The 18998-nt window shown below is 60.2% G+C and carries 12 protein-coding genes; 9 read left to right on the forward strand and 3 right to left on the reverse strand.

Going from position 1 to position 18998, the window contains the following annotated elements:
- The first annotated feature begins 13 nt into the window (after positions 1–13).
- Complete coding sequence (locus FYK55_RS10065) at positions 14–1141, forward strand: sialidase family protein (RefSeq protein ID WP_150076255.1); 1128 nt, start codon at positions 14–16, stop codon at positions 1139–1141.
- Between the two features lie 204 nt (positions 1142–1345).
- Here FYK55_RS10065 and FYK55_RS10070 read toward each other — a convergent pair whose 3' ends face one another.
- Entirely contained in the window at positions 1346–2893 is a 1548-nt protein-coding gene (locus FYK55_RS10070) for a N,N-dimethylformamidase beta subunit family domain-containing protein (RefSeq protein WP_150076256.1), read from the reverse strand.
- A gap of 284 nt (positions 2894–3177) precedes the next feature.
- On the opposite strand from FYK55_RS10070, the gene FYK55_RS10075 reads away from it, so the two are divergent.
- A complete protein-coding gene (locus FYK55_RS10075) occupies positions 3178–4563 on the forward strand; it encodes a Gfo/Idh/MocA family protein (RefSeq protein ID WP_150076257.1) in 1386 nt (461 codons plus the stop codon).
- A 7-nt stretch (positions 4564–4570) separates the two neighbouring features.
- Here FYK55_RS10075 and FYK55_RS10080 read toward each other — a convergent pair whose 3' ends face one another.
- Positions 4571–6106, reverse strand: coding sequence for an arylsulfatase (locus FYK55_RS10080; RefSeq protein WP_235908564.1), 1536 nt, complete (start codon positions 6104–6106; stop codon positions 4571–4573).
- Between the two features lie 531 nt (positions 6107–6637).
- Here FYK55_RS10080 and FYK55_RS10085 point away from each other — a divergent pair.
- The 4 genes from FYK55_RS10085 to FYK55_RS10100 all read left to right on the forward strand — a co-directional run bounded on the left by FYK55_RS10085 (position 6638) and on the right by FYK55_RS10100 (position 12901).
- Positions 6638–8704 (forward strand): alpha/beta hydrolase fold domain-containing protein, encoded by a 2067-nt coding sequence (locus FYK55_RS10085; protein WP_150076258.1) that lies wholly within the window; start codon positions 6638–6640, stop codon positions 8702–8704.
- 222 nt (positions 8705–8926) lie between these two features.
- The gene (locus FYK55_RS10090) at positions 8927–10051 is read left to right on the forward strand and encodes a sialidase family protein (protein ID WP_235908565.1); all 1125 of its coding nucleotides are present in this window, start codon (positions 8927–8929) and stop codon (positions 10049–10051) included.
- Positions 10052–10095: 44 nt separating this feature from the next.
- Positions 10096–11379, forward strand: a complete 1284-nt coding sequence (locus tag FYK55_RS10095) for a tripartite tricarboxylate transporter substrate-binding protein (RefSeq protein ID WP_235908580.1) — start codon at positions 10096–10098, stop codon at positions 11377–11379.
- Position 11380: 1 nt separating this feature from the next.
- The gene (locus FYK55_RS10100; protein ID WP_150076261.1) at positions 11381–12901 is read left to right on the forward strand and encodes a tripartite tricarboxylate transporter permease; all 1521 of its coding nucleotides are present in this window, start codon (positions 11381–11383) and stop codon (positions 12899–12901) included.
- 349 nt (positions 12902–13250) lie between these two features.
- On the opposite strand, the gene FYK55_RS10105 is transcribed toward FYK55_RS10100, so the two are convergent.
- Positions 13251–15917 carry a hypothetical protein gene (locus FYK55_RS10105; protein ID WP_150076262.1) on the reverse strand — a complete coding sequence of 889 codons (2667 nt, stop codon included), beginning with the start codon at positions 15915–15917 and terminating at the stop codon, positions 13251–13253.
- A gap of 281 nt (positions 15918–16198) precedes the next feature.
- Here FYK55_RS10105 and FYK55_RS10110 point away from each other — a divergent pair, with 281 nt between their 5' ends.
- The 3 genes from FYK55_RS10110 (at position 16199) to FYK55_RS10120 (ending at position 18896) form a co-directional block, all read left to right on the forward strand.
- Entirely contained in the window at positions 16199–17677 is a 1479-nt protein-coding gene (locus FYK55_RS10110) for a sulfatase (protein WP_150076263.1), read from the forward strand.
- An 89-nt stretch (positions 17678–17766) separates the two neighbouring features.
- On the forward strand, positions 17767–18150 hold the full coding sequence (locus FYK55_RS10115) for a translation initiation factor (RefSeq protein ID WP_150076264.1): 384 nt from the start codon (positions 17767–17769) through the stop codon (positions 18148–18150).
- Between the two features lie 14 nt (positions 18151–18164).
- A complete protein-coding gene (locus FYK55_RS10120; RefSeq protein WP_150076265.1) occupies positions 18165–18896 on the forward strand; it encodes a class I SAM-dependent methyltransferase in 732 nt (243 codons plus the stop codon).
- Positions 18897–18998 lie beyond the last annotated feature (102 nt).

Raw genomic sequence — 18998 nt, forward strand, 5'->3', positions numbered from 1 at the left:
ATGGGCCTCTCCCATGAAAACCTTGCTGGTAACCATCTTGCTTCTTTGCCTTTCGACAGGCGCCCTCTCCGCAGCGGACACCGGCGACGTGACGGACGTGCGGGAGATCGACCGTCTGCCGCCCAACAGCATTTACAACAAGATCTGGGAACCGCACCTCGCCCGTTGGAAGGACAATCATCTGGTCTGCTGTTACGGCCTGAATTTGGACGGCAAGTCGGACATGGGGGATATCGTGTGCTCGGTCTCGCGAGACGGCGGCAAGACATGGACGCCCCGTCGGATGGTGTTCGATCACGCGAACCGCAACGGCACTCGTCAATTTGCCTACAACAATTCGGTGCTGTTCCATCCCCCGGGACAAGACGTCATCTGGCTGTTTTGCATGCGTGCGCCGATGCACTACCGTGACAGCGAAAACGCCGATCTGGTTGCCGCCTACACCGTCGATGGTGGACTGTCCTGGCAGCACGTCGAACTGTCGTTGGGGTATCAGGGACCCCTGATCATCGTGGCGGGAATCGAGACCGTCATGCGCAACGGTGTTCCGCACTACCTGTTGCCGGCCCACCGCAACACCTTGCGGCGCGACCGCCACGGCGACCGCCGGCAATTTGTCCTCGAAAGCAACAGCCTGCTGCGGTGGGACATGGCGGACTATGTCGACTACCCGGAAAACACGCCGGTGTTTCTGCACGAAGGCAAGATCGCACGTTCGGACACCGGGGACGGGCTGAAGATCGTCATGCGCACCGCCGGAATGGCGAAAGAGCGTCCGCTTGACCCGCCGGTCGCGTGGTCGTCCCTCAGCACCGATGGCGGCAAGAGCTGGTCAACCGCGAAGCCGGAACCCGATCTCCCCAACTACCGAGCCAAAAGTTTCTTCGGTGTCGATTCCAACGGACAGCACCTCTACGTCTACAACGACAGTGCGGAGCGCCGTGGGCTGTGGTACAAGACCAAGCAAGAAGGCCAGCCATGGTCGCAGCCGCAGCGTTTCTACCACGACAACAATCGCAACAGTTATCCCACGTTGGTCGAAGCCAGTCCCGGTCAGTGGCTGGCCGTCTGGGACAGCTCCAACGATCCCGGCCACACTCGAACCTCCATTCGCTTCGGCCGCCTGCAAGTTGGCGACTGACTGATTGCTCTTGTTAAGACGCTAAGCCACCGAGTTCACAGAGAGCACCGAGAGAGGAGTAGCAGCCGAAGCAACCGAACGGCTTACTCCGTGAACTAGACTTCCTCGGTGGCAAAGGCTTGACGCAAGCGCCAGCCAAGCCTGGAAACTCGTCGCTCAAAACCGTTCGCTCTCCCCGAAAAACGCGCGGACGCGTTGTCGAAATCATTGGCTGCCGATGGCGCGTCGCAGCAGGTTGTGCGTGATCCGCTGCACGCGGTCATCCGGGCCATGGGGCCGACTCCAGTGTGACCAGGGCAACCAGTGGCCGGGCGGGCTGGCCAAGTCCTGGCACCACCAGATCGTTGATGCGTTGAAGACAAAGTTGTTCTTCGGGCCCGGATAGATCGTCGCGGTCCACTGTTGCGGGTTGGTCCCTCCCTGCAACGCTGTCCCCTCGGCGACGACCTCCAAGCCGGGCAGATCGCTTGGCGGATCCCCGTGGTATTCCCAACCGACCAATCCCGGGATCGCGTCCCCGCGTTTCATTCCCGTCCCTTCGAACATCCAATGTTCCGGACGGGCGCAGACCCAATCGCCGCCGCCGTTGACGGGATCCACATTCCTCGCCCCGATCAAGTAGCCTTCGTCCGGGCCCCGATGGGGAAACGGTCCATGTTCGCGTTCGCGTTGTTCCGCCCAACGATGGTCACCTCCGTAAGGGCCTCCACGGAATAAGATTCGGTGATCGCGGCCGTCAAAGCCTTTCCGGTAGGGGCTGACCCAGCACACCGAATTGCCAGACAGAAACAACAGATTCACCCCGGCATCACGAATTTGCTGAACACTCTGGAATTGCCGAATGTCCCAATATTCGTCATGCCCATTGCTGATGAACACCTTGCATTTGGACGCGCGATCCGGAGTCAGCATGTCGCTGTTGGAACAATACGTGACATCGTAACCGTGTTGTTCCAACCAGTACCCCAGCGGGAATTCAAAGCACAACCATTCTCCGGAACCGAACGTCTGCGGGTTCTCAAAAATCTGGGGATACAGTCCGTAGGGCCGATCAAAACTGACGTCCGCCCAGGGCCCCTGGTTGCCCTTAGGGTGCGTGTACACAGAATCTCCATCGGGCCATTGGTTGTAAGCTTGCCACGTGTTGTCGGAGCATTGCAGGAGGATGTCGGCAGGTCGGTCGTCGCGGACGATGAACACCACATAGTTCTGCCAGTATCCAAATCCGCTGGCATCCGACGTTGTCGTTAAACGCCCGAGGTAGACGCCACTTGGCCAGTCGTCGGGAATCGTCAGGGTGACCGCCGGGTCCCAGCGGCATTCTCGCAGCTGCCGCTCGCCGCGCGACGGAACTTCTTGCGTCCGTCCCTGAAACGGTCCCAGTTGGACCATCCGCCGGGCCCCACGTCCTCCGTAGTATCCGCTGCGAAAGATTTCGATGATGAATTCCTGCGGCGGATCGGTGGACACCATGATGTCGATCGACTCGCCGGCCCGAACGCTCTGACGCGAACAGTAGCCTTCGATCGCCGACGAACGCACACCGCCGGGGCGATCGGCGCGAACGCGCGTCAGTTGCCAATCGGTCGCGCCGGCCTTGGCGTTCTCATCGCGAATCAAGGACGACGCAGTTTCAGATGCGGGGTTAGCAACGGTGTCGCTCGACACGGAGACGGCCGCGGCGGCGGATGTGGCTGCGGCGCACTGCAGAGCTTGACGTCGCGAAATCTGGCGGTCGGATTTTGCATTCATGGCATTGTCAGCCGGAGAACGATTGACACTCGGCTCTGCGCAGATTTCGGAGCTGGCGGAGCGAAGTGATTGCGAAATGGGAAGGTCCAGTTTAGCCGGATTGATGTCGTGGCCTGGGTCGGCCAGCCGCGGTTCCGCCCCAGTAGCCAATCGGCAGACGCCTACCCTTTCGCGCTGACAGGTGACTCACGACCGCCACGGCTTCCCGAGCGGCCGCTCACACGGTGATATACTCGCAGGCTGAAGCTCTCCCCTTCCTCCCTCATCAGCTCACCGGACACCTCATGAATCGGCACATCCCGACCACCGAAACAAGACGCGAATTCCTGAAGACGACGGCACCCGCCGCGGCCGGAGGAACCTTCGGACTGGCAGGCGCCCTCTCCGGCGCGATCCATGCTCAATCGCCGACCGTTCATGCGCGAGGGTCCGAGGAACCGATCAAATTGGCATTGATCGGATGCGGCAATCGCGGAACCGGCGCCGTGGCCCAGGCATTGAGCACCGAAGGCCCGGTGCAGTTGTATGCGGTCGCGGACGCCTTTGAGGACCGGATGCAATCGAGCTTGAAAAGTTTGCAACGGGGCATGGAGAAGAAATACGATCGGGAGTCAACCCAGCCGCTGGCCGACCGCATCAACGTTCCCCCGGAGCGACAATTCGTCGGACTGGATGCCTACCGCAAAGCGATTGACAGTGGTGTGGACGTGGCGATCATCGCAGCCCCGCCCGGTTTTCGACCACAGCATTTTCAATACGCCGTCGATTCCGGAAAGCACGTCTTCATGGAGAAGCCGGTGGCGACCGATCCCCACGGTGTCCTGCAGGTCATCGAGGTGGCAGCGAAGGCGAAGCAGAAAAACCTGAAGGTCGGCGTCGGCTTGCAACGCCATCACCAGGCTTCCTACCTTGAAGCGCTTCGCCGCGTGCGCGAAGGTCAAATTGGAGAGATCGTCACGATGCGTTGCTTCTGGAATACGGGACGACCCGCCAAGACCCCCGTCGCCCGGGAACAGTCCGTCAGTGAATTGCAACACCAGGTTCGCAACTGGTACTTTTTTGACTGGCTGAGTGGGGACCACATCTGTGAGCAGCACATCCACAACTTGGACGTTTGCAACTGGTTCAAGGGCGATTATCCCATCGAAGCAGAAGGCATGGGCGGCCGACAGGTGCGAACCGGCAAAGAGTACGGAAACATCTTTGATCACCACGCGGTGATCTTTACTTACCCGGACGGGACGAAGCTGCAAAGCTACTGTCGACAAATCCCCGGTTGCAAAAACCGTGTCAGCGAAACCATCGAATCGACGAAAGGACGCGCCGAGCTGGGCAGCGTCCGTTGTGAGATCCTGGTGGGAGAGGACTCGAAGTGGGAATCTTCGCGCGGCGAAAAGTCACCATACCAGGTCGAACAAGACGACTTGTTTCAAGCGATTCGACACGACCTCCCCTACAACGAAGCGGAAGCGGCGGCGCGGAGCACGATGACCGCGATTCTGGGACGCTTCGCCACGTATTCCGGGAAGATCATCCGCCTGGACGACGCCTTGGCATCGGCGGTCCGCTTGACGACCGATGCGGAAAACTGGAACGGCGACGCCCCGCTGCAACCGGAACCGGACGGCGGCTACCCGATCCCGGTTCCGGGAGTCACGAAAGTGCTCTAAACGCGCCCTACGGTGATTGGGCCGGCAGCCGTCCCCGCGGTTGCCAGTCCGGATGCGACACATGGGCACGGTCCATCATTGCCTGCATCCGCTCAACCTGGTCGGGATGCTGATCGGAGACGTCTTGGGTCTCACCCAGATCTTCGCTCAGGTCATACAGAGCGGTGTCTCCCGTTCCCCAGGGTTGACGGATTGCTTTCCAATTCCCTGACCGGACCGCCTGTTTGCCGCCCTGCTCATAGAACTCCCAGTACAGAAACTCGTGCTCTTTCTGCTGGTCCGGATGACCGCTGAGCGTCGGCAAAAAACTGATCGAGTCGACATTGTCGGGACACTTGACGCCAGCCAGGTCCGCGGCGGTCGCCATCAGGTCGCCAAAGTATCCGACGTGATCGGAGGTGGTACCGGAGGGCGTCTTGGCAGGCCAACGCACGATCATCGGCACACGGATGCCGCCCTCGTACAGGTCCCGCTTCATCCCGCGCAAGGGACCGGCGGGATCGAACCGTTCGGTATCATGCCCACCTTCGTCATGGGGACCGTTGTCGCTGGAAAACATCACGACCGTGTTCTGGTCAATGTTTAGCTGGGCCAGCAAATCCAAGATCTTTCCAACATCCGCATCCATTCGCGACACCATCGCGGCTTGGCCTTTGTCGGGGTCCGGCCAGGGACGATCGGCGTACGGTCCGTAGTCGGGCACCTCTTGGCCATTGCCGGTGGCCCGCGTGCCTTCGTTGTTGGCGTGCGGAATTGTCAGCGCCAGATAAAGAAAGAACGGAGGCGAATCCTCCTTCGCGTTCTCTCGGATGAAGTCCAGCGCTTGCCCAGCAATCAAATCATGGCTGTATTCCTGACGCTTGGTCGCCCAGCCCCCGGTAAATCCGCCGTAGGTTCGGTCCATGCGTTGGACCTCGTTTGCCAGCGGAACGCGGGTTTCATTGCGCCACAGAAACTCGGGATAGTAGTTGTGCGCGTGGACCTGGTTGAGATAGCCGTAAAAGAAATCGAACCCTTGGCGTCGCGGCAACCCGGATCGCCCGCCGGGTGCTTCGTCACCCAGGCCCCACTTGCCGCACAGGCCGGTGGTGTAACCGGCGGATTTCAGCAGTTCCGCAACGGTGAAGTCCTGCTCGCGAAGTGATTGAATGGACATGTCCGGCCCACCGGCATTGCCCCGCACGTGCGTGTGGCCCATGTGCTGTCCGGTCATCAACACGCTGCGAGAAGGCGCGCACACGGTGTTACCCGCGTAGAAATCGGTAAACCGCATTCCTTCGGCTGCCATCTGATCCAACCGAGGCGTTTGAATCAGTTCCTGTCCATAGCATCCCAGATCCCCGTAGCCCAGATCATCGGCAAGGATAAAGATCAGGTTGGGACGATTACTCGTCGCGGCACTCAACGAGTCCGCCGGCAGCACGGCCGCCAAGAGCAGGGTCAGCCAACCGACGGCCAACCCGAAACACGGGGGACACAGCAAGAATCGACGGCAAGTGACCAAGTCCACAGCACGCACCGACATGTCGAATCGTTGAATCATATCGAAACCAGTTCGTTTGAGATGAGAAGGAGGGCCGTTCGCATCCACCCGGCCATGACCGTCACCCAGACAGACTTTGTCAATGACAATCAAGAAGGCCGGTCGAAGGCCAGAACATTAATTTCTTAGCAGCAAGGAATCGAAACCGGCCCCGACCACGGTCCATCCAGACCACATCATACGTCAAATCCTCTCGCAAGCAGCAGTTCACCAGTGGTGATCCAGATCCACCAACACACGGCACGATCAACGCCGCCTGGCCGCAGTCCGGAGCCATGCGGTCACGGTCAAATCAGCAGCCCTTCCGGGTGCCGCAACCCCATTCGGAATACAATGTTTTGCCCCAGTCGGCCGGCGGCATTTTGTCGGTCTGTCCCGCGACCGCTATGCTACGCTGTGACCTCGCCGAATCCGCTGGCGGCATTGGGCGAGTCAGAGTTATTGCGCGACGGATCGTCCTCCCGCGAAGTCCGTTTGCACGCTCCCGCCATCGGCCGCGCCCCCGTCCTTTTCTGCCAACCGGAAAATTTGATGCAGAGATTCCTGCTACCCTTGTTGATGATCTTGATGACATCGCCGGCGACATTCGCACAACCAGACGATGTCGCGAGGCGGCCCCGCATCTCCTTCGCCGAAGTCCTGCGACGGGAGGATTCCGACGGCGACGGCAAAGTGAATCGGAGCGAATTCAAGGGGCCGCCGCGATTGTTTGACCGACTGGATACCAACGGAGACGGCGAAATCACGAAAGTCGATTTTCCGAACATCCCTCAGCAGCGACGCGACCGCCGTGAGGGCGGTGGTGCGGCCCCGGACGATCTGGTCATCCATCGCGATGTCGTGTTCGGAAAAGGCGGTGGACGAGATCTGACGATGCACGTGGTGTTGCCGAAAGAGCCATCCGCGTCCGCACGTCCAGCCTTTGTCTGGATTCACGGAGGAGGCTGGCAGGGGGGAACCAAGGAGGGTGGAATCCGGCAAGTCACCCCCTTGGTACGCAACGGATTTGTCGGCGCAACAATCGAATACCGCCTGACCGGCGAAGCCGCTTTTCCGGCGCAGATCGAAGACTGCAAGTGCGCAATTCGATACCTTCGCGCCCACGCGGACCAGTACAACCTGGATCCCGAGCGAATTGCCGTCGGTGGCAGTTCGGCCGGAGGGCATCTCGCCGCCTTGATGGGGACGTCGGGTGGCGTGAAAGAGTTGGAGGGAGAGGGCGGCTGGCCCGACCAATCCAGTCGCGTGCAGACAGTGCTGGATCTGTATGGCCCAACGGACTTCAAGCGGTTCGTTTCGACCAAAGGATACGAGGGGCACAATCGCGACCAATCTCCTGAATCCAAACTTCTCGGTGGCGGTGAAGTGCTCTCGAATCCGGATGGGATCGCGCGAGTGAATCCGATCACCTACATCGACAAAGATGATCCTCCCTTTTTGATCATCCACGGTGACAGCGATCCCACCGTACCGGCAAACCAAAGCCAAACGTTGCACGAGGCACTGGTTGCCGCGGGAGTCTCTAGCACACTGCACATCATCGAAGGGGCAAAACATGGCGGCCCGCAGTTTTCTTCGCCCGAGGTCTCTGGGATGAAGACCCGGTTTCTGAGCCGATTGCTTTCCGACGACAAGGATCCGCCGGCCCCCGCGGCGGCGGATGGCGTTGACTCAGCGGACAGACCCGACACGGCGGACAAAGTAGCAAATGCTGGCGACAAGGTTTCCGCCGGCGGGCCGATGACGCCTCGAATCAGCGGGCCGTGGATCAAGTTGGTCGGACAACCGCCGCTGGAAAAGTGGGCAACCGAAGACGCCGAACCTGTCGACTTCACCGTGTACCAGGCGGACGACGGCCGGTGGCAGTTGATCTCCTGCATCCGAAAGACCGCCCATCCGGGAAACCACCGCCTGCTTTATCGATGGTCCAGTCCGGAACTCGATCGTGAAGGCTGGGATCCCGAAGGCATTTTCCTGTCCTCGAAGCCAGAATGGGATCACAACGAAGGCACCGTGCAAGCGCCTTTTCATGTCAGGGACAATGGCAACCATTACCTGTTCTACAACAGCCGCGGCGGTCACCTGATGAAAAGCAAGGACGGGATCAACTACGCCCCGGTGGGAAACCAAGCCGTCTTTCCAATGGGGCGAGACGTCTGCATCCTGGACGATCGCGAGCAATCCGGCAAATGGATCGCGTACTACACGTCACCGGAGAAAGGAATCAACCCAGCCACCAACGACCACACCATCCGCGCACGCACCGCAAAGTACTTGGAAGGGCCCTGGAGCGAAGACGCAACCGAGATTCCGCCGATCACTTCCCCGCCATCGGGATACAAATTCGTCTACGCCGAAAGCCCGCTCGTTGTCAAACGCGGCGATCACTACTATCGGTTCGAGCAACTGGACGTGTTCCGATCGGCCGATCCGCTAAAATGGGATGGTCCACCGATCGCTCGCCTCGCGCCGCGCGATCCCCTCAAACGACTCGCCCCCGAAATCGCCACCCGCGACGGCCAGGACTACCTGATCGCCTACCAGTGGCGAGGCAAGGATCCCCGCGGAATCTACATGGCCCCGCTGGACTGGGACTGAAACGCGACGGTACCCCCGCCTTGAAGCCTTCGGTCGAAGACTTTCGTTTCGGCATCCTTGCTTCGCTCGCTTGCCCACCAAACGTGCACGAACCCTGGTGATGATCGATCACGCACCGCTGCACGAATTTTTCCGCTTGATCGCGTTTGAACCAAATCTTCCCTCCCCCATCGCAAGTCCTCACCGCCGATGAACCGTTGTTGCCTCTCTGTTCTCGCATCGTTGGCAAGCCTTCTCTTGCTGCCGACATTCGCACCTGCCGACGACCCCAAAGCGTTCCTGAAACCACCCGTCGTGCTGCCAGCGGGCAAGCCGTTGCATGCGACCGACAATCGTGCGTTTCAGGGGATCCCCAGCTTGGCAATCGCTCCCAACGGAAGGCTGTGGGCAACGTGGTACGCGGGAAAGACGCCCGCCGAAGATCACAACAACTACGTCGTCCTGAGTACCAGCGGCGACGGCGGTGAGACATGGAGCGAAGTCTTGATCGTCGACCCGGACGAAGGCGGTCCGGTTCGTGCCTACGACCCTGAGTTGTGGATGGCTCCGGACGGGCAACTCCGATTGGCGTGGGCTCAGGCCATCGGGCACGAAGGAACGATCGCTGGCGTGTGGTTCTTGACGATCTCGAACCCGGATCAGCCGACGCCCAAATACGATCCACCAAAACGGATCACCGACGGCATCATGATGTGCAAGCCCCTGGTGCTGTCCTCCGGTGAGTGGGTCTTGCCGGCGTCCACTTGGCGTCAAACGGATAACAGCGCCCGGGTGGTCGTTTCGGAGGACGAAGGCCAAACCTGGTCACGACGCGGCGGCTGCAACGTTCCCAAAGAAGATCGCGCCTTTGACGAACACATGTTGATCGAACGCCAAGACGGGAAACTGTGGTTGCTGGCGCGAACCAAGTACGGGATCGGCGAGAGCGTCTCAAGCGACGGTGGCAAAACGTGGCCAGAGCTGACTCCATCAGCAATCGCGCATCCCAGCGCCAGATTCTTCATTCGCAGGCTTCAATCCGGCAACCTGCTGCTGGTCAAACACGGCCCCATCGACCAGCGGATCGGACGTTCCCACCTGACTGCGTTCCTGTCCGAGGACGATGGAAAAACATGGACCGGTGGCCTGCTGTTGGATGAACGGAAATCGGTGTCTTATCCCGATGGCCAACAAGACGCCGCGGGCACGATTCGAATCATCTATGACTTTGATCGAACCGGCGACCGCCACATCCTGATGGCCGCCTTCCGAGAAGAAGATGTCGCGGCGGGAAAGATTGTCAGCGAGGAGGGCAAGCTGAGGCAACTTGTCAGTGATGCGTCGAGCGAATCGGGTGGGAACGAATGAGCCCGCGCGTTCGGCCAGCTGTTTGGCTGGCTGTTTGCTTGTCTGTGGTCGGATGTCGTCACGGCGATCAATGGCCGAATCGGCCGATCACCTTGGTCTGTCCCTGGTCGGCGGGTGGAGGTACCGATCGGGTTTCGCGTCAAATCGCCGTCCAATTGGAAGCTGAACTGGGGGTTCCGGTCAACGTCGTCAACGCGACCGGCGGCGGTGGAGTGACGGGACACACTCGCGGTGCGACGGCTCGCCCCGATGGCTACACGCTGACGATGGCCACGGTCGAATTGAACATGCTGCACTGGCGGGGGCTGTGCCCGATCACGCCGGACAGCTATCGGCCGCTGGCCATGCTCAACCAAGACAGCGCCGCGATCTTTGTGCGTTCCGATGCGCCCTGGAATTCCATCCTGGACCTCCAACAAGCCTTGCGAGATGCGAAAGCCCCCCTTCCGGTTTCCGGGTCGGCCATCGGCAGCATTTGGCATCTGGCCTTCGTCGGCTGGCTGCTGGACCAGGACGTGCCGACCGGTTCGGCGAATTGGATCTCGATCAACGGTTCGGCGCCGTCGCTTCAGGAGTTGCTGGCCGGAGGAGTGGAGGTCGTCTGCTGTTCGATTCCTGAAGCGGGAGCGTTGCTGACCGCCGGCGAGGTACGTTGTCTGGGAGTGATGAGTGACCAGCGATGCCCCGCGGCCCCGGACGTCCCTACCTTTCATGAACAGAAGATCGCGTGGTCGATGGGCGGCTGGCGAGGCCTGGTGTACCCACGGGGTGTCCCTGAATCGCGCGCACGGAAAATGGAAACGGCCCTGTTGAACGTTGCCGGCAGCGAACAGTTTGCAAGCTTCATGGAAACGGCCGGCTTTCACCTCGATGTCGCCGACGGAGCATCCTTTGGAGAGTTTCTCTCCCAGGCAGACCAGGCGTTTGGAGACATCCTGGCACAACCCGCGATGCAGCAGCGCCAGTCGGCACCCGTTGGTCGCTATTTTGTCCCTGGCTTGCTCGCGATCGTTGCGACAATCGTCGGCGGTATCGGATTGGTGTCCAACCGCGGATCAAGAACGACCCGCCGGGAGGACGAATCCGAATCATCGATCGACGTTCGCCTGCTGATCGGGTTTGTGGTGTTGATCGCTCTGTTCATTGCCTGCTGCGAAACGGTCGGCTATTTGACGGCGTCAGCCGCACTGCTGTTGTCCCTGCTGTTGATGTTGCGCGTCCGTGTGTTGATCGCTGCGTTGATTGTGCTGGTCACGGTCCCCAGCTTGTATCAGGTGTTTGCGAGGGCACTGGGCGTCCCTCTGCCCTGGGGATGGTTTGGATGGTGAGATGAACGATGCACTGATGCAAGCGATGGACGACGTGTTCGGTCGCCCCGAGGTGTGGCTGATAATCCTGGCATCGGCGTGCTACGGGATCTTCGTCGGTGCGATTCCGGGGCTCACGGCCACGATGGCGGTCGCACTGTTCGTGCCGATCGCGTACTGGCTCGATCCCGTCTCCGCGATTGCCGCGATTGTGACCATGGTCGCGTGCGCGATCTTCGCGGGCGATTTGCCGACGGTGTTTTTGCGGATCCCGGGAACTCCCGCCTCGGCGGCCTACGCCGATGAAGCGTACTCGCTGGCTCGAAAAGGAGAAGCTCAGCGATTGCTCGGTGTCGCGCTGACCTGCAGCGTCACGGGCGGCGTTCTCGGCGCACTGGTGCTGATGCTGCTCGGCAGCCAACTCGCCAAGATCGCTCGCTGGTTTTCCGTCACGGAGTACTTTTGGCTGTACCTGATCGGACTTTGCTGCGCCGTGCTGGTCGCTCCGGGTGGGGCCAGATGGAAAGCGATGCTAAGCCTGATTCTGGGTCTGCTGCTGGCGACGGTCGGCCTGGGCGCCGCTCACATGGAACCACGATTCACCTTCGGCATCGCATCGCTGTATCAGGGAATCTCGTTCATCCCAGCTATGATCGGGCTGTTCGGTCTTTCGGAAGTTTTTTCCAACCTGTCATCGACTGCGCTGCAGCAAAAAGGCACTCACCACATCGGCTCGAATTCACTTGCCACGACCATCCGACAAGCCGGCTCGGACTGGTGCTCGCGGATGACCAACCGCAAGACCGGAACGACGCGTTCAGGTTTACTGGGCGTGCTGATCGGAATGCTTCCCGGCGCCGGAGCCGACATCGCGGCGTGGGTCGCCTTCGCCGCGGCAAAGCGGGGAACCGAGAAAGAGACGGATCAGGATCTGGTTGACTCGATTGGCGATGCAACCACCGCCAATAGTGCGGCACTCGCTGGAGGCTGGATCCCCGCGTTGGTCTTTGGGATCCCGGGCGATTCCGTGACGGCGATCGTCATCGGGGTGCTGCTGATGAAAAACGTCACACCCGGACCAGCGATCTTTGAAAACCAGGCATCGCTGGTTTACAGCATCTACCTCGTCTTCCTGCTCGCCAATCTGGTGATGTTGCCGATCGGTTTGCTGGCCATTCGGGTGGGCGGGCGTGTCGTTCGGATTCCGAAGCGAATCCTGCTTCCACTGATCGTGTTGTTTTGCATCACGGGATCCTACGCGCTCAACGGCAGCCTGTTTGACGTGGCGACCATGCTCGCAATGGGGTTGATCGGCTATGGACTCAGCCGCCACGGTTTTCCACTGGGTCCGGTCGTGCTGGGGCTGGTGCTCGGCGGCCCTTTGGAGGAGCGATTGATTCAATCCCTGACCGCCGCGGCCGGCAACCCGCTGGGTCTGGTGGACCGGCCGCTTGCCATCGTTCTGGCCTGCATTGCGGCGTGCGTCATCCTTGGCATCCTTCGCACTTCAATCCGCGAAAGCCATTCGACGCCTGCCAATTGATCGGGTACCTCTCCATTTCCGCGCCGCCGGATTTTCTCCACCACTCGCGACACGCCGACGGCTACCTGGACAGCCAGCCAGAATACGTGACCAGGTTTCGCCACTTCACCCTCCCGCTTGCGGGAGGGTCGGAGGCGAGGAACGAGACTCCGGGGAGGGTAGAACCGGAAGCGAATGTCAACAACGCATGGCTCAGCAACAACCCTCCCCGCGTCGTCGCGGGGCTCCTCCGCGACCCTCCCGCTCGCGGGAGGGTGAACCAGAGAACGCCTGACATTGATCGCTGGATGGACCTCTGCGGAATCGCCCCACAAATGCAGAGCAGCGATCCACTCGCCGGTTGTCCGCGCTACCGCAACACCACATACATCGCGTTTCGGGGCATCGTGATGGTCAACCGACCTGCGTCTTGCGACACGTCAATGTCCTGCACCTCCATTCCGTTGGCATCAAGCAGGATTGCCGTGTCAAGCGTCGAGTTCTCCACGGAGATTTCCAGTTGCGTGTCCTCTAGATTCCAAGGGCTGCTTCCGAGGTTCGTAATCCGTCGCGCGTCCTCTCCGGCCGTGCCGGTCGTCCATCCGTAAGGCCTTGCCGTGGTGCCGATCTGAAGTAATACCTTGCCTGAGGTTGCGAGCGGCTGATCGTCCATGGAGACAGCCAGTACCGATGCGTATTCGTTTTGGCTGTTCAACGTGATCGTGTTCAGTCGAATGACGCCGGCCGACTTCAGGTCTCCCGTGGCTCCTTGGGCCTTGGGCGAATTCAACGTGCAGATGCCGCCTCCATAATCCCACACCAGTTGCCCCGTCACGCTGCGGACCGTTTGTGTCTCCGGATGAATCAAAGACTGCAAATCAGCCAATTCGGTCTCACCTTCGCGAAACTCCACCTCGACCGGCCCCGCCAAGTAAGCCAGCGGAGTGATGGTGCCCTGCCTGGCGGCTTCGGCTTCCGATGCCGGAGGCTTGGAATCGCGATTGGGATCAAACCCGGATTCTTCTGGTAGCAGTGGGGCCTTGCGAGACCACACCTCTTGCAACTCGCGACGTTCGACCACCACCGGCGCCCCCTGCCGAACATCACCGCGGCGAAACATCAATGCCGCGGCCGGGAACATGCCGATCTGCGCCGGTGTCGACAATTGCCACTTGCCCATCGGCGGGCCGAACACGATGTCGTCCGTCGCGAACCAATACAGAATGTCAAAGCCGGTCAGCGAACCATACGCGGCCACCAGAAACGGTCCTTCGGTTTGATAGCGGAGCGGTGGAACCCAGGCACTTTCCGAGATGATCATCGGGTGCCCGGCAACCTGCCGCAGGGCCAGCGGGAAAGCCCACGGTTGTTTCAGCGCCGACCGGCTGGAGAACTCATCGCCCTGACTGATCAAGTAGCCGGAACGTCGTTTGTCGGTCGGGTTCACGTGACTTCCGCCGTTGTAATAGCGGTTCACCCCGATCACATCGTTGGCGGTGTAGGAGAACCGCTCGGCGTCGTACAGTTTTGTCGCACTGGCCGTTCGCCAATTGCCCGCGTTGACGAGCCCCGTATAGCCGAGATCGTCTCTTAGGAAGCGTGCGATCTCCGAATTGAAGTCATGCATCAACCGAGTGTAAAACTCCAGTTGATCGTTCAGTCGATGTCCCAGCGGCCCCCGCTGAATCTGGGTCAGGTGATAGATCGTGTGAGGCATCACGAGGTCATTGCTAAAATCATCGCCCTCGTTATCAGCTCGCCCGCCCCACGCCTGGACCGCTTTTTGCAGCGATCCATACTTCCCACGCAACCACTTCGCGAAACGGCGCCCAAGCTCTTTACGTTGCTCGCCTTGAATCGATTGCTCCGTCCAGAACAGCAAGCTGTCTTCGTTCTGGATCTGGAAGATCGCGACGGCGGGATCTTCCGCTAACGGAATGCCTGTGTGCGGGTTCTTGCGGGTCATCAGTTGCCGCAACCATCCCTTGTACGCGTCCTGAAGTTTCTCGTCAAAGAAAATCAATCCGGTCAGATTCTCACCGCCGGCATCCTTCAGCCCCCATGCCGGATTCGCTTTGACACTGACCGCCCAATACGGCGACAAAGTGACGTAGATGCCTTGTTTCTTCATGGCCGCAACCAGTCGCCACGCCGCATCAATATCCTTCTGATTGACGTCCGTCAATTTCGAGTCGTTGCCGGGTGCCAGGTGCCCGTGATGCCGGACCATGTTGACGCCGCGCTTTGCCAGCCACTTTGCGTGCTCGTCCAGGATGGCCAGGTCATCGCGGTATTGAACGCTGGTGTTGACCGCCCAAAATCGTAACGGCCGCCCTGCCCCGTCGACGAAGTCGGCGCCGTCGTTGGAACGGGCGACGCGGCCGTGTTTTCCCGCCGGTTTTTCGTTCAACTCGCTGAGATCCAGCAAGGCCTCGGATGAGAAACGATCGCGGTCGGGCTCGAACGCCCAGGTGCCCGCGTCAGCACGTCCGGTCTTCTCCCCTGGCTTTCGATTGCCTTGCGGCAGAAACGGTTCGGGACTGAGCACAAAACAGTCCAAACCACCGTGCCGGTTGTTGCGGCTCTCAAAACGGAATTCGATCGTGTTGGCCCCCTGCTTCAGCCTGACCGGATCGGCTTTGACCCAGGCGACGAATCGCAAGTCTGGTTTGCCATCGCTGGCGAGATTGATCTGCTGCTGACTTTTCGCAAACGACACGCTTCGCCAGTCGCCTCCGTTGATTCGCACAGCCATTGCCGCCCCGACTGGATTCGCCCGTAACCAGAATTCATAGTCCCCTGCCGTATCCGCCTGAACATCAAATCGCGCGACGGGCATGTCTCCGCTGCCGAAATGCGACAGCCACTCCCCGCCGGACAGTTCTCCCTTCTTCACCGAGTCGTACCATCCGTGACGCTTCATCGAATGGTCCACCGCGTCCTCGCCTTCGACCCAAATGAAATCTTCCCCGCGGGCCGAAGACAGACTGGTGAATATCAAGACCAAACAAGCAACGGAGAGGGAGATTGAACGCACGGCAGATTTCATCGGGTCGACGGAACGAAGTTGGAAGCGGCCAAAACTCGCAGAGGCGGGCAAAACTCCCAGAGGCCGCCAAAACTCGCAGCGAGCCTCGGTCGCCGCCGGCCTCTGGATGGGAGAATCGACTATCATCAGTCGCTCCTCGGTCGTCTGCAACCAAACTGCCTCGCACCGCCAACGTTTTCCCCCGATTCCCCCATCTCGCTCCAATGCTTTCTCCCAATCTTTCACCCCGCCGCGACAGGTGTTGCGGCGTTGAGTGGGTCGCCGAAAGGATGTCTCGTGTTTGGCTGTGCCTGTTGACGTTGCTGGGCGCATCGGCCGGCATTGCCGCCGAACCGTCATCACCGCCCAATGTGGTCTTTTTTTTGGTCGACGACCTGGGATACATGGACGTCGGGTTCAACAACCCCGAAACGTTTTATGAAACTCCCAACCTGGACCGACTGGCAGACGCTTCGACCGTGTTCACCAACGGCTACGCGGCCAACCCGGTCTGCTCGCCGACTCGCTACAGCATCATGACGGGGCGCTATCCCAGCCGAGTCGATGCAACAAACTTTTTCGCCGGCAAACGGTCGGGACGATTTCTCCCCGCCCCGTTGAACGATCGCATGCCGTTGGAAGAGATGACCTTGGCGGAAGCATTCAAACAGCATGGCTACCACACCATGTTTGCGGGCAAGTGGCACTTGGGGCCCACCGAAGAATTCTGGCCAACCAAGCAGGGCTTTGACGAGAACCATGGCGGCTTCAGCCGGGGTGGGCCGTACGGTGGCAAGAGATATTTTTCTCCCTACGGCAATCCGCGACTGGATGACGGCCCCGAGGGGGAACACCTGCCGGCCCGATTGGCCAAAGAAACCGCGTCGTTCATCCGGCGTCACCAAGAAGAACCGTTCTTCGCCTACCTGGCGTTTTACAGCGTCCACACACCCCTGATGGCGCCCAAGACCCTGGTCGACAAGTACGTTGCGAAAGCAGCCCGACTGGGACTGGATGACCAGCCGGCATTCGGTGACGAGGAACAGGTGTGGCCCGACGCGTCGAAGCCACGTCGCGTCCGACAATTGCAGGCGCACGCAACTTACGCCGCGATGGTCGAATCGATGGACGCGGCCGTCGGCAACGTCCTGAACACCTTGGACGAATTGGGGCTTTCCGACAACACGATTGTTTGCATGACCAGCGACAACGGCGGGCTGTCCACCTCGGAAGGCTCGCCGACCAGCAACCTGCCACTTCGCGGCGGAAAGGGGTGGGTCTACGAAGGCGGAATTCGCGAAGCCTTTCTGATTCGCGCCCCGATGGTGAAGAACGCTCCCGGCAAGTGCGACGTGCCGGTGGTCAGTACGGATTTCTACCCCACGTTGCTTGACCTGGCCGGCTTCCCCGCATTGCCCCAACAGCACCTGGACGGTGTTTCGCTGGCCCCTTTGCTTCGCGGACAACCGACGATTCCTCGCGAGGCGATCTTCTGGCACTACCCCCACTACAGCAATCAAGGCGGCTTTCCTGGCGGAGCGATCCGTTTGGGGGACTGGAAACTGGTGGAACGCTACGAAGACGGCCGCGTGCACCTGTACAACCTGAAAAGCGACATCGGCGAACACACCGATGTCGCTGAACAACACCCGGGACGGGTGACTCAAATGAGACAGCGTCTGCACCGCTGGTACGACACGGTCGATGCAAAATTCCTGCAACCCAAGGACGGCACCGACCATCCCTGGCGGCCTCAGCCGGCCAATTAGAACCCGCTGAAATGTTCTTCCGGGGTGAACCCTGACGCGCCCGCCAGGGTCTCCTTTTTAGTTTTCTTGGACACATCTGGACCGATTCGATGACTCGCTTGTTTGCCGGCACACCGTTTGACATTCCGCCGGAATGCGAAGACTGCGGTAAACCGGAATCTGAATGCACGTGCACGCCTGAAGAGAAAGCTCAGGCACGGGCACGTCGGCAGCGTGAAGCGGATCGTTTGCCACCGGAGAAGCAGACGGCCCGCATCAGCGTGCAAAAGCGGAAGGGAGGTCGCAAGGCGACGGTGGTCGAAGGGCTGACCGACAAGGCGAATGACCTGCCCCAACTGTTGGCCGACCTGCAGTCGGTGTGCGGAACCGGTGGGACCGTCAAAGCCAAGGAAGACGTGATTGAGCTGCAGGGTGATCATTGCGAAACGGTTCGCAAAAAACTTGCCGAAATCGGCTTCCGCACCAAACCCTGATCGCAAGCCTTGCCATGACGACGCCGCTGGAACAGAAATCATCGACCGATCAGATTCGCGAACGGTTTGACGGGTATGTCGAAAAGTTCTCGACGTTGGAGACCGGCCAAACGACCACCATCGACGCCCCGCTGGCGATGGATCTGATCACTCGCGCCGCGGTTGCCAGCACCTTTTCGATCCGGCGCGTCCTGGACATCGGCTGCGGTGCCGGCAACAACACGCTGAAACTGCATCGCTTGCTCCGTCGCCCGTTCCACGCGGACCTGCTGGATTTGAGCCGTCCCATGCTGGACCGCGCCGCGCTCCGGGCGAGCGAATCCGGATTGACCGAGATCTCACGTTGGCACGGTGATTTCCGAACCGCCGATCTGCCGGAGGAGTCGTACGATGTCGTCTTGGCAGCGGCCGTTTTGCACCACCTTCGCGATGACGCCGATTGGCAGTCCGCCTTCGGCAAAGTGTTTCGGTTGCTCGCCCCCGGCGGCAGCTTTTGGATCACCGACCTGGTCGCCCACGAGGGCGCCGCGGTGCAAGGAATCATGTGGCAACGCTACGGAGAGTATCTCACCGGATTGGGCGGCGAAGCCTATCGCGATCAAGTCTTTGACTACATCGACAAGGAAGATTCCCCGCGGTCGGTGACGTACCAGTTGCAACTGCTGCGGGAGGTCGGGTTCGAGCAGGTCGATCTGCTTCACAAGAATTCTTGCTTTGCCGCTTTCGGAGCCGTCAAACCAAAGTGACCCCAAGCATTGGGCGTTCATTGGCTTCGTTTGTTGGATCTGGTCGGCGTTTCAATGCGACCTCGGACTACCTGGACAGCACCACTTCGGGTGAGCCGCGTG

The sequence above is a fragment of the Roseiconus nitratireducens genome (assembly GCF_008629675.1).
Classification (GTDB): domain Bacteria; phylum Planctomycetota; class Planctomycetia; order Pirellulales; family Pirellulaceae; genus Stieleria; species Stieleria nitratireducens.

Excerpts from the sequence above, each read along its gene's own strand:
- FYK55_RS10065 (WP_150076255.1), top strand. The coding sequence starts at position 14 with ATGAAAACCTTGCTGGTAACCATCTTGCTTCTTTGCCTTTCGACAGGC.
- FYK55_RS10070 (WP_150076256.1), bottom strand. The coding sequence starts at position 2,893 with ATGAATGCAAAATCCGACCGCCAGATTTCGCGACGTCAAGCTCTGCAG.
- FYK55_RS10075 (WP_150076257.1), top strand. The coding sequence starts at position 3,178 with ATGAATCGGCACATCCCGACCACCGAAACAAGACGCGAATTCCTGAAG.
- FYK55_RS10080 (WP_235908564.1), bottom strand. The coding sequence starts at position 6,106 with ATGATTCAACGATTCGACATGTCGGTGCGTGCTGTGGACTTGGTCACT.
- FYK55_RS10085 (WP_150076258.1), top strand. The coding sequence starts at position 6,638 with ATGCAGAGATTCCTGCTACCCTTGTTGATGATCTTGATGACATCGCCG.
- FYK55_RS10100 (WP_150076261.1), top strand. The coding sequence starts at position 11,381 with ATGAACGATGCACTGATGCAAGCGATGGACGACGTGTTCGGTCGCCCC.
- FYK55_RS10110 (WP_150076263.1), top strand. The coding sequence starts at position 16,199 with ATGTCTCGTGTTTGGCTGTGCCTGTTGACGTTGCTGGGCGCATCGGCC.
- FYK55_RS10115 (WP_150076264.1), top strand. The coding sequence starts at position 17,767 with ATGACTCGCTTGTTTGCCGGCACACCGTTTGACATTCCGCCGGAATGC.
- FYK55_RS10120 (WP_150076265.1), top strand. The coding sequence starts at position 18,165 with ATGACGACGCCGCTGGAACAGAAATCATCGACCGATCAGATTCGCGAA.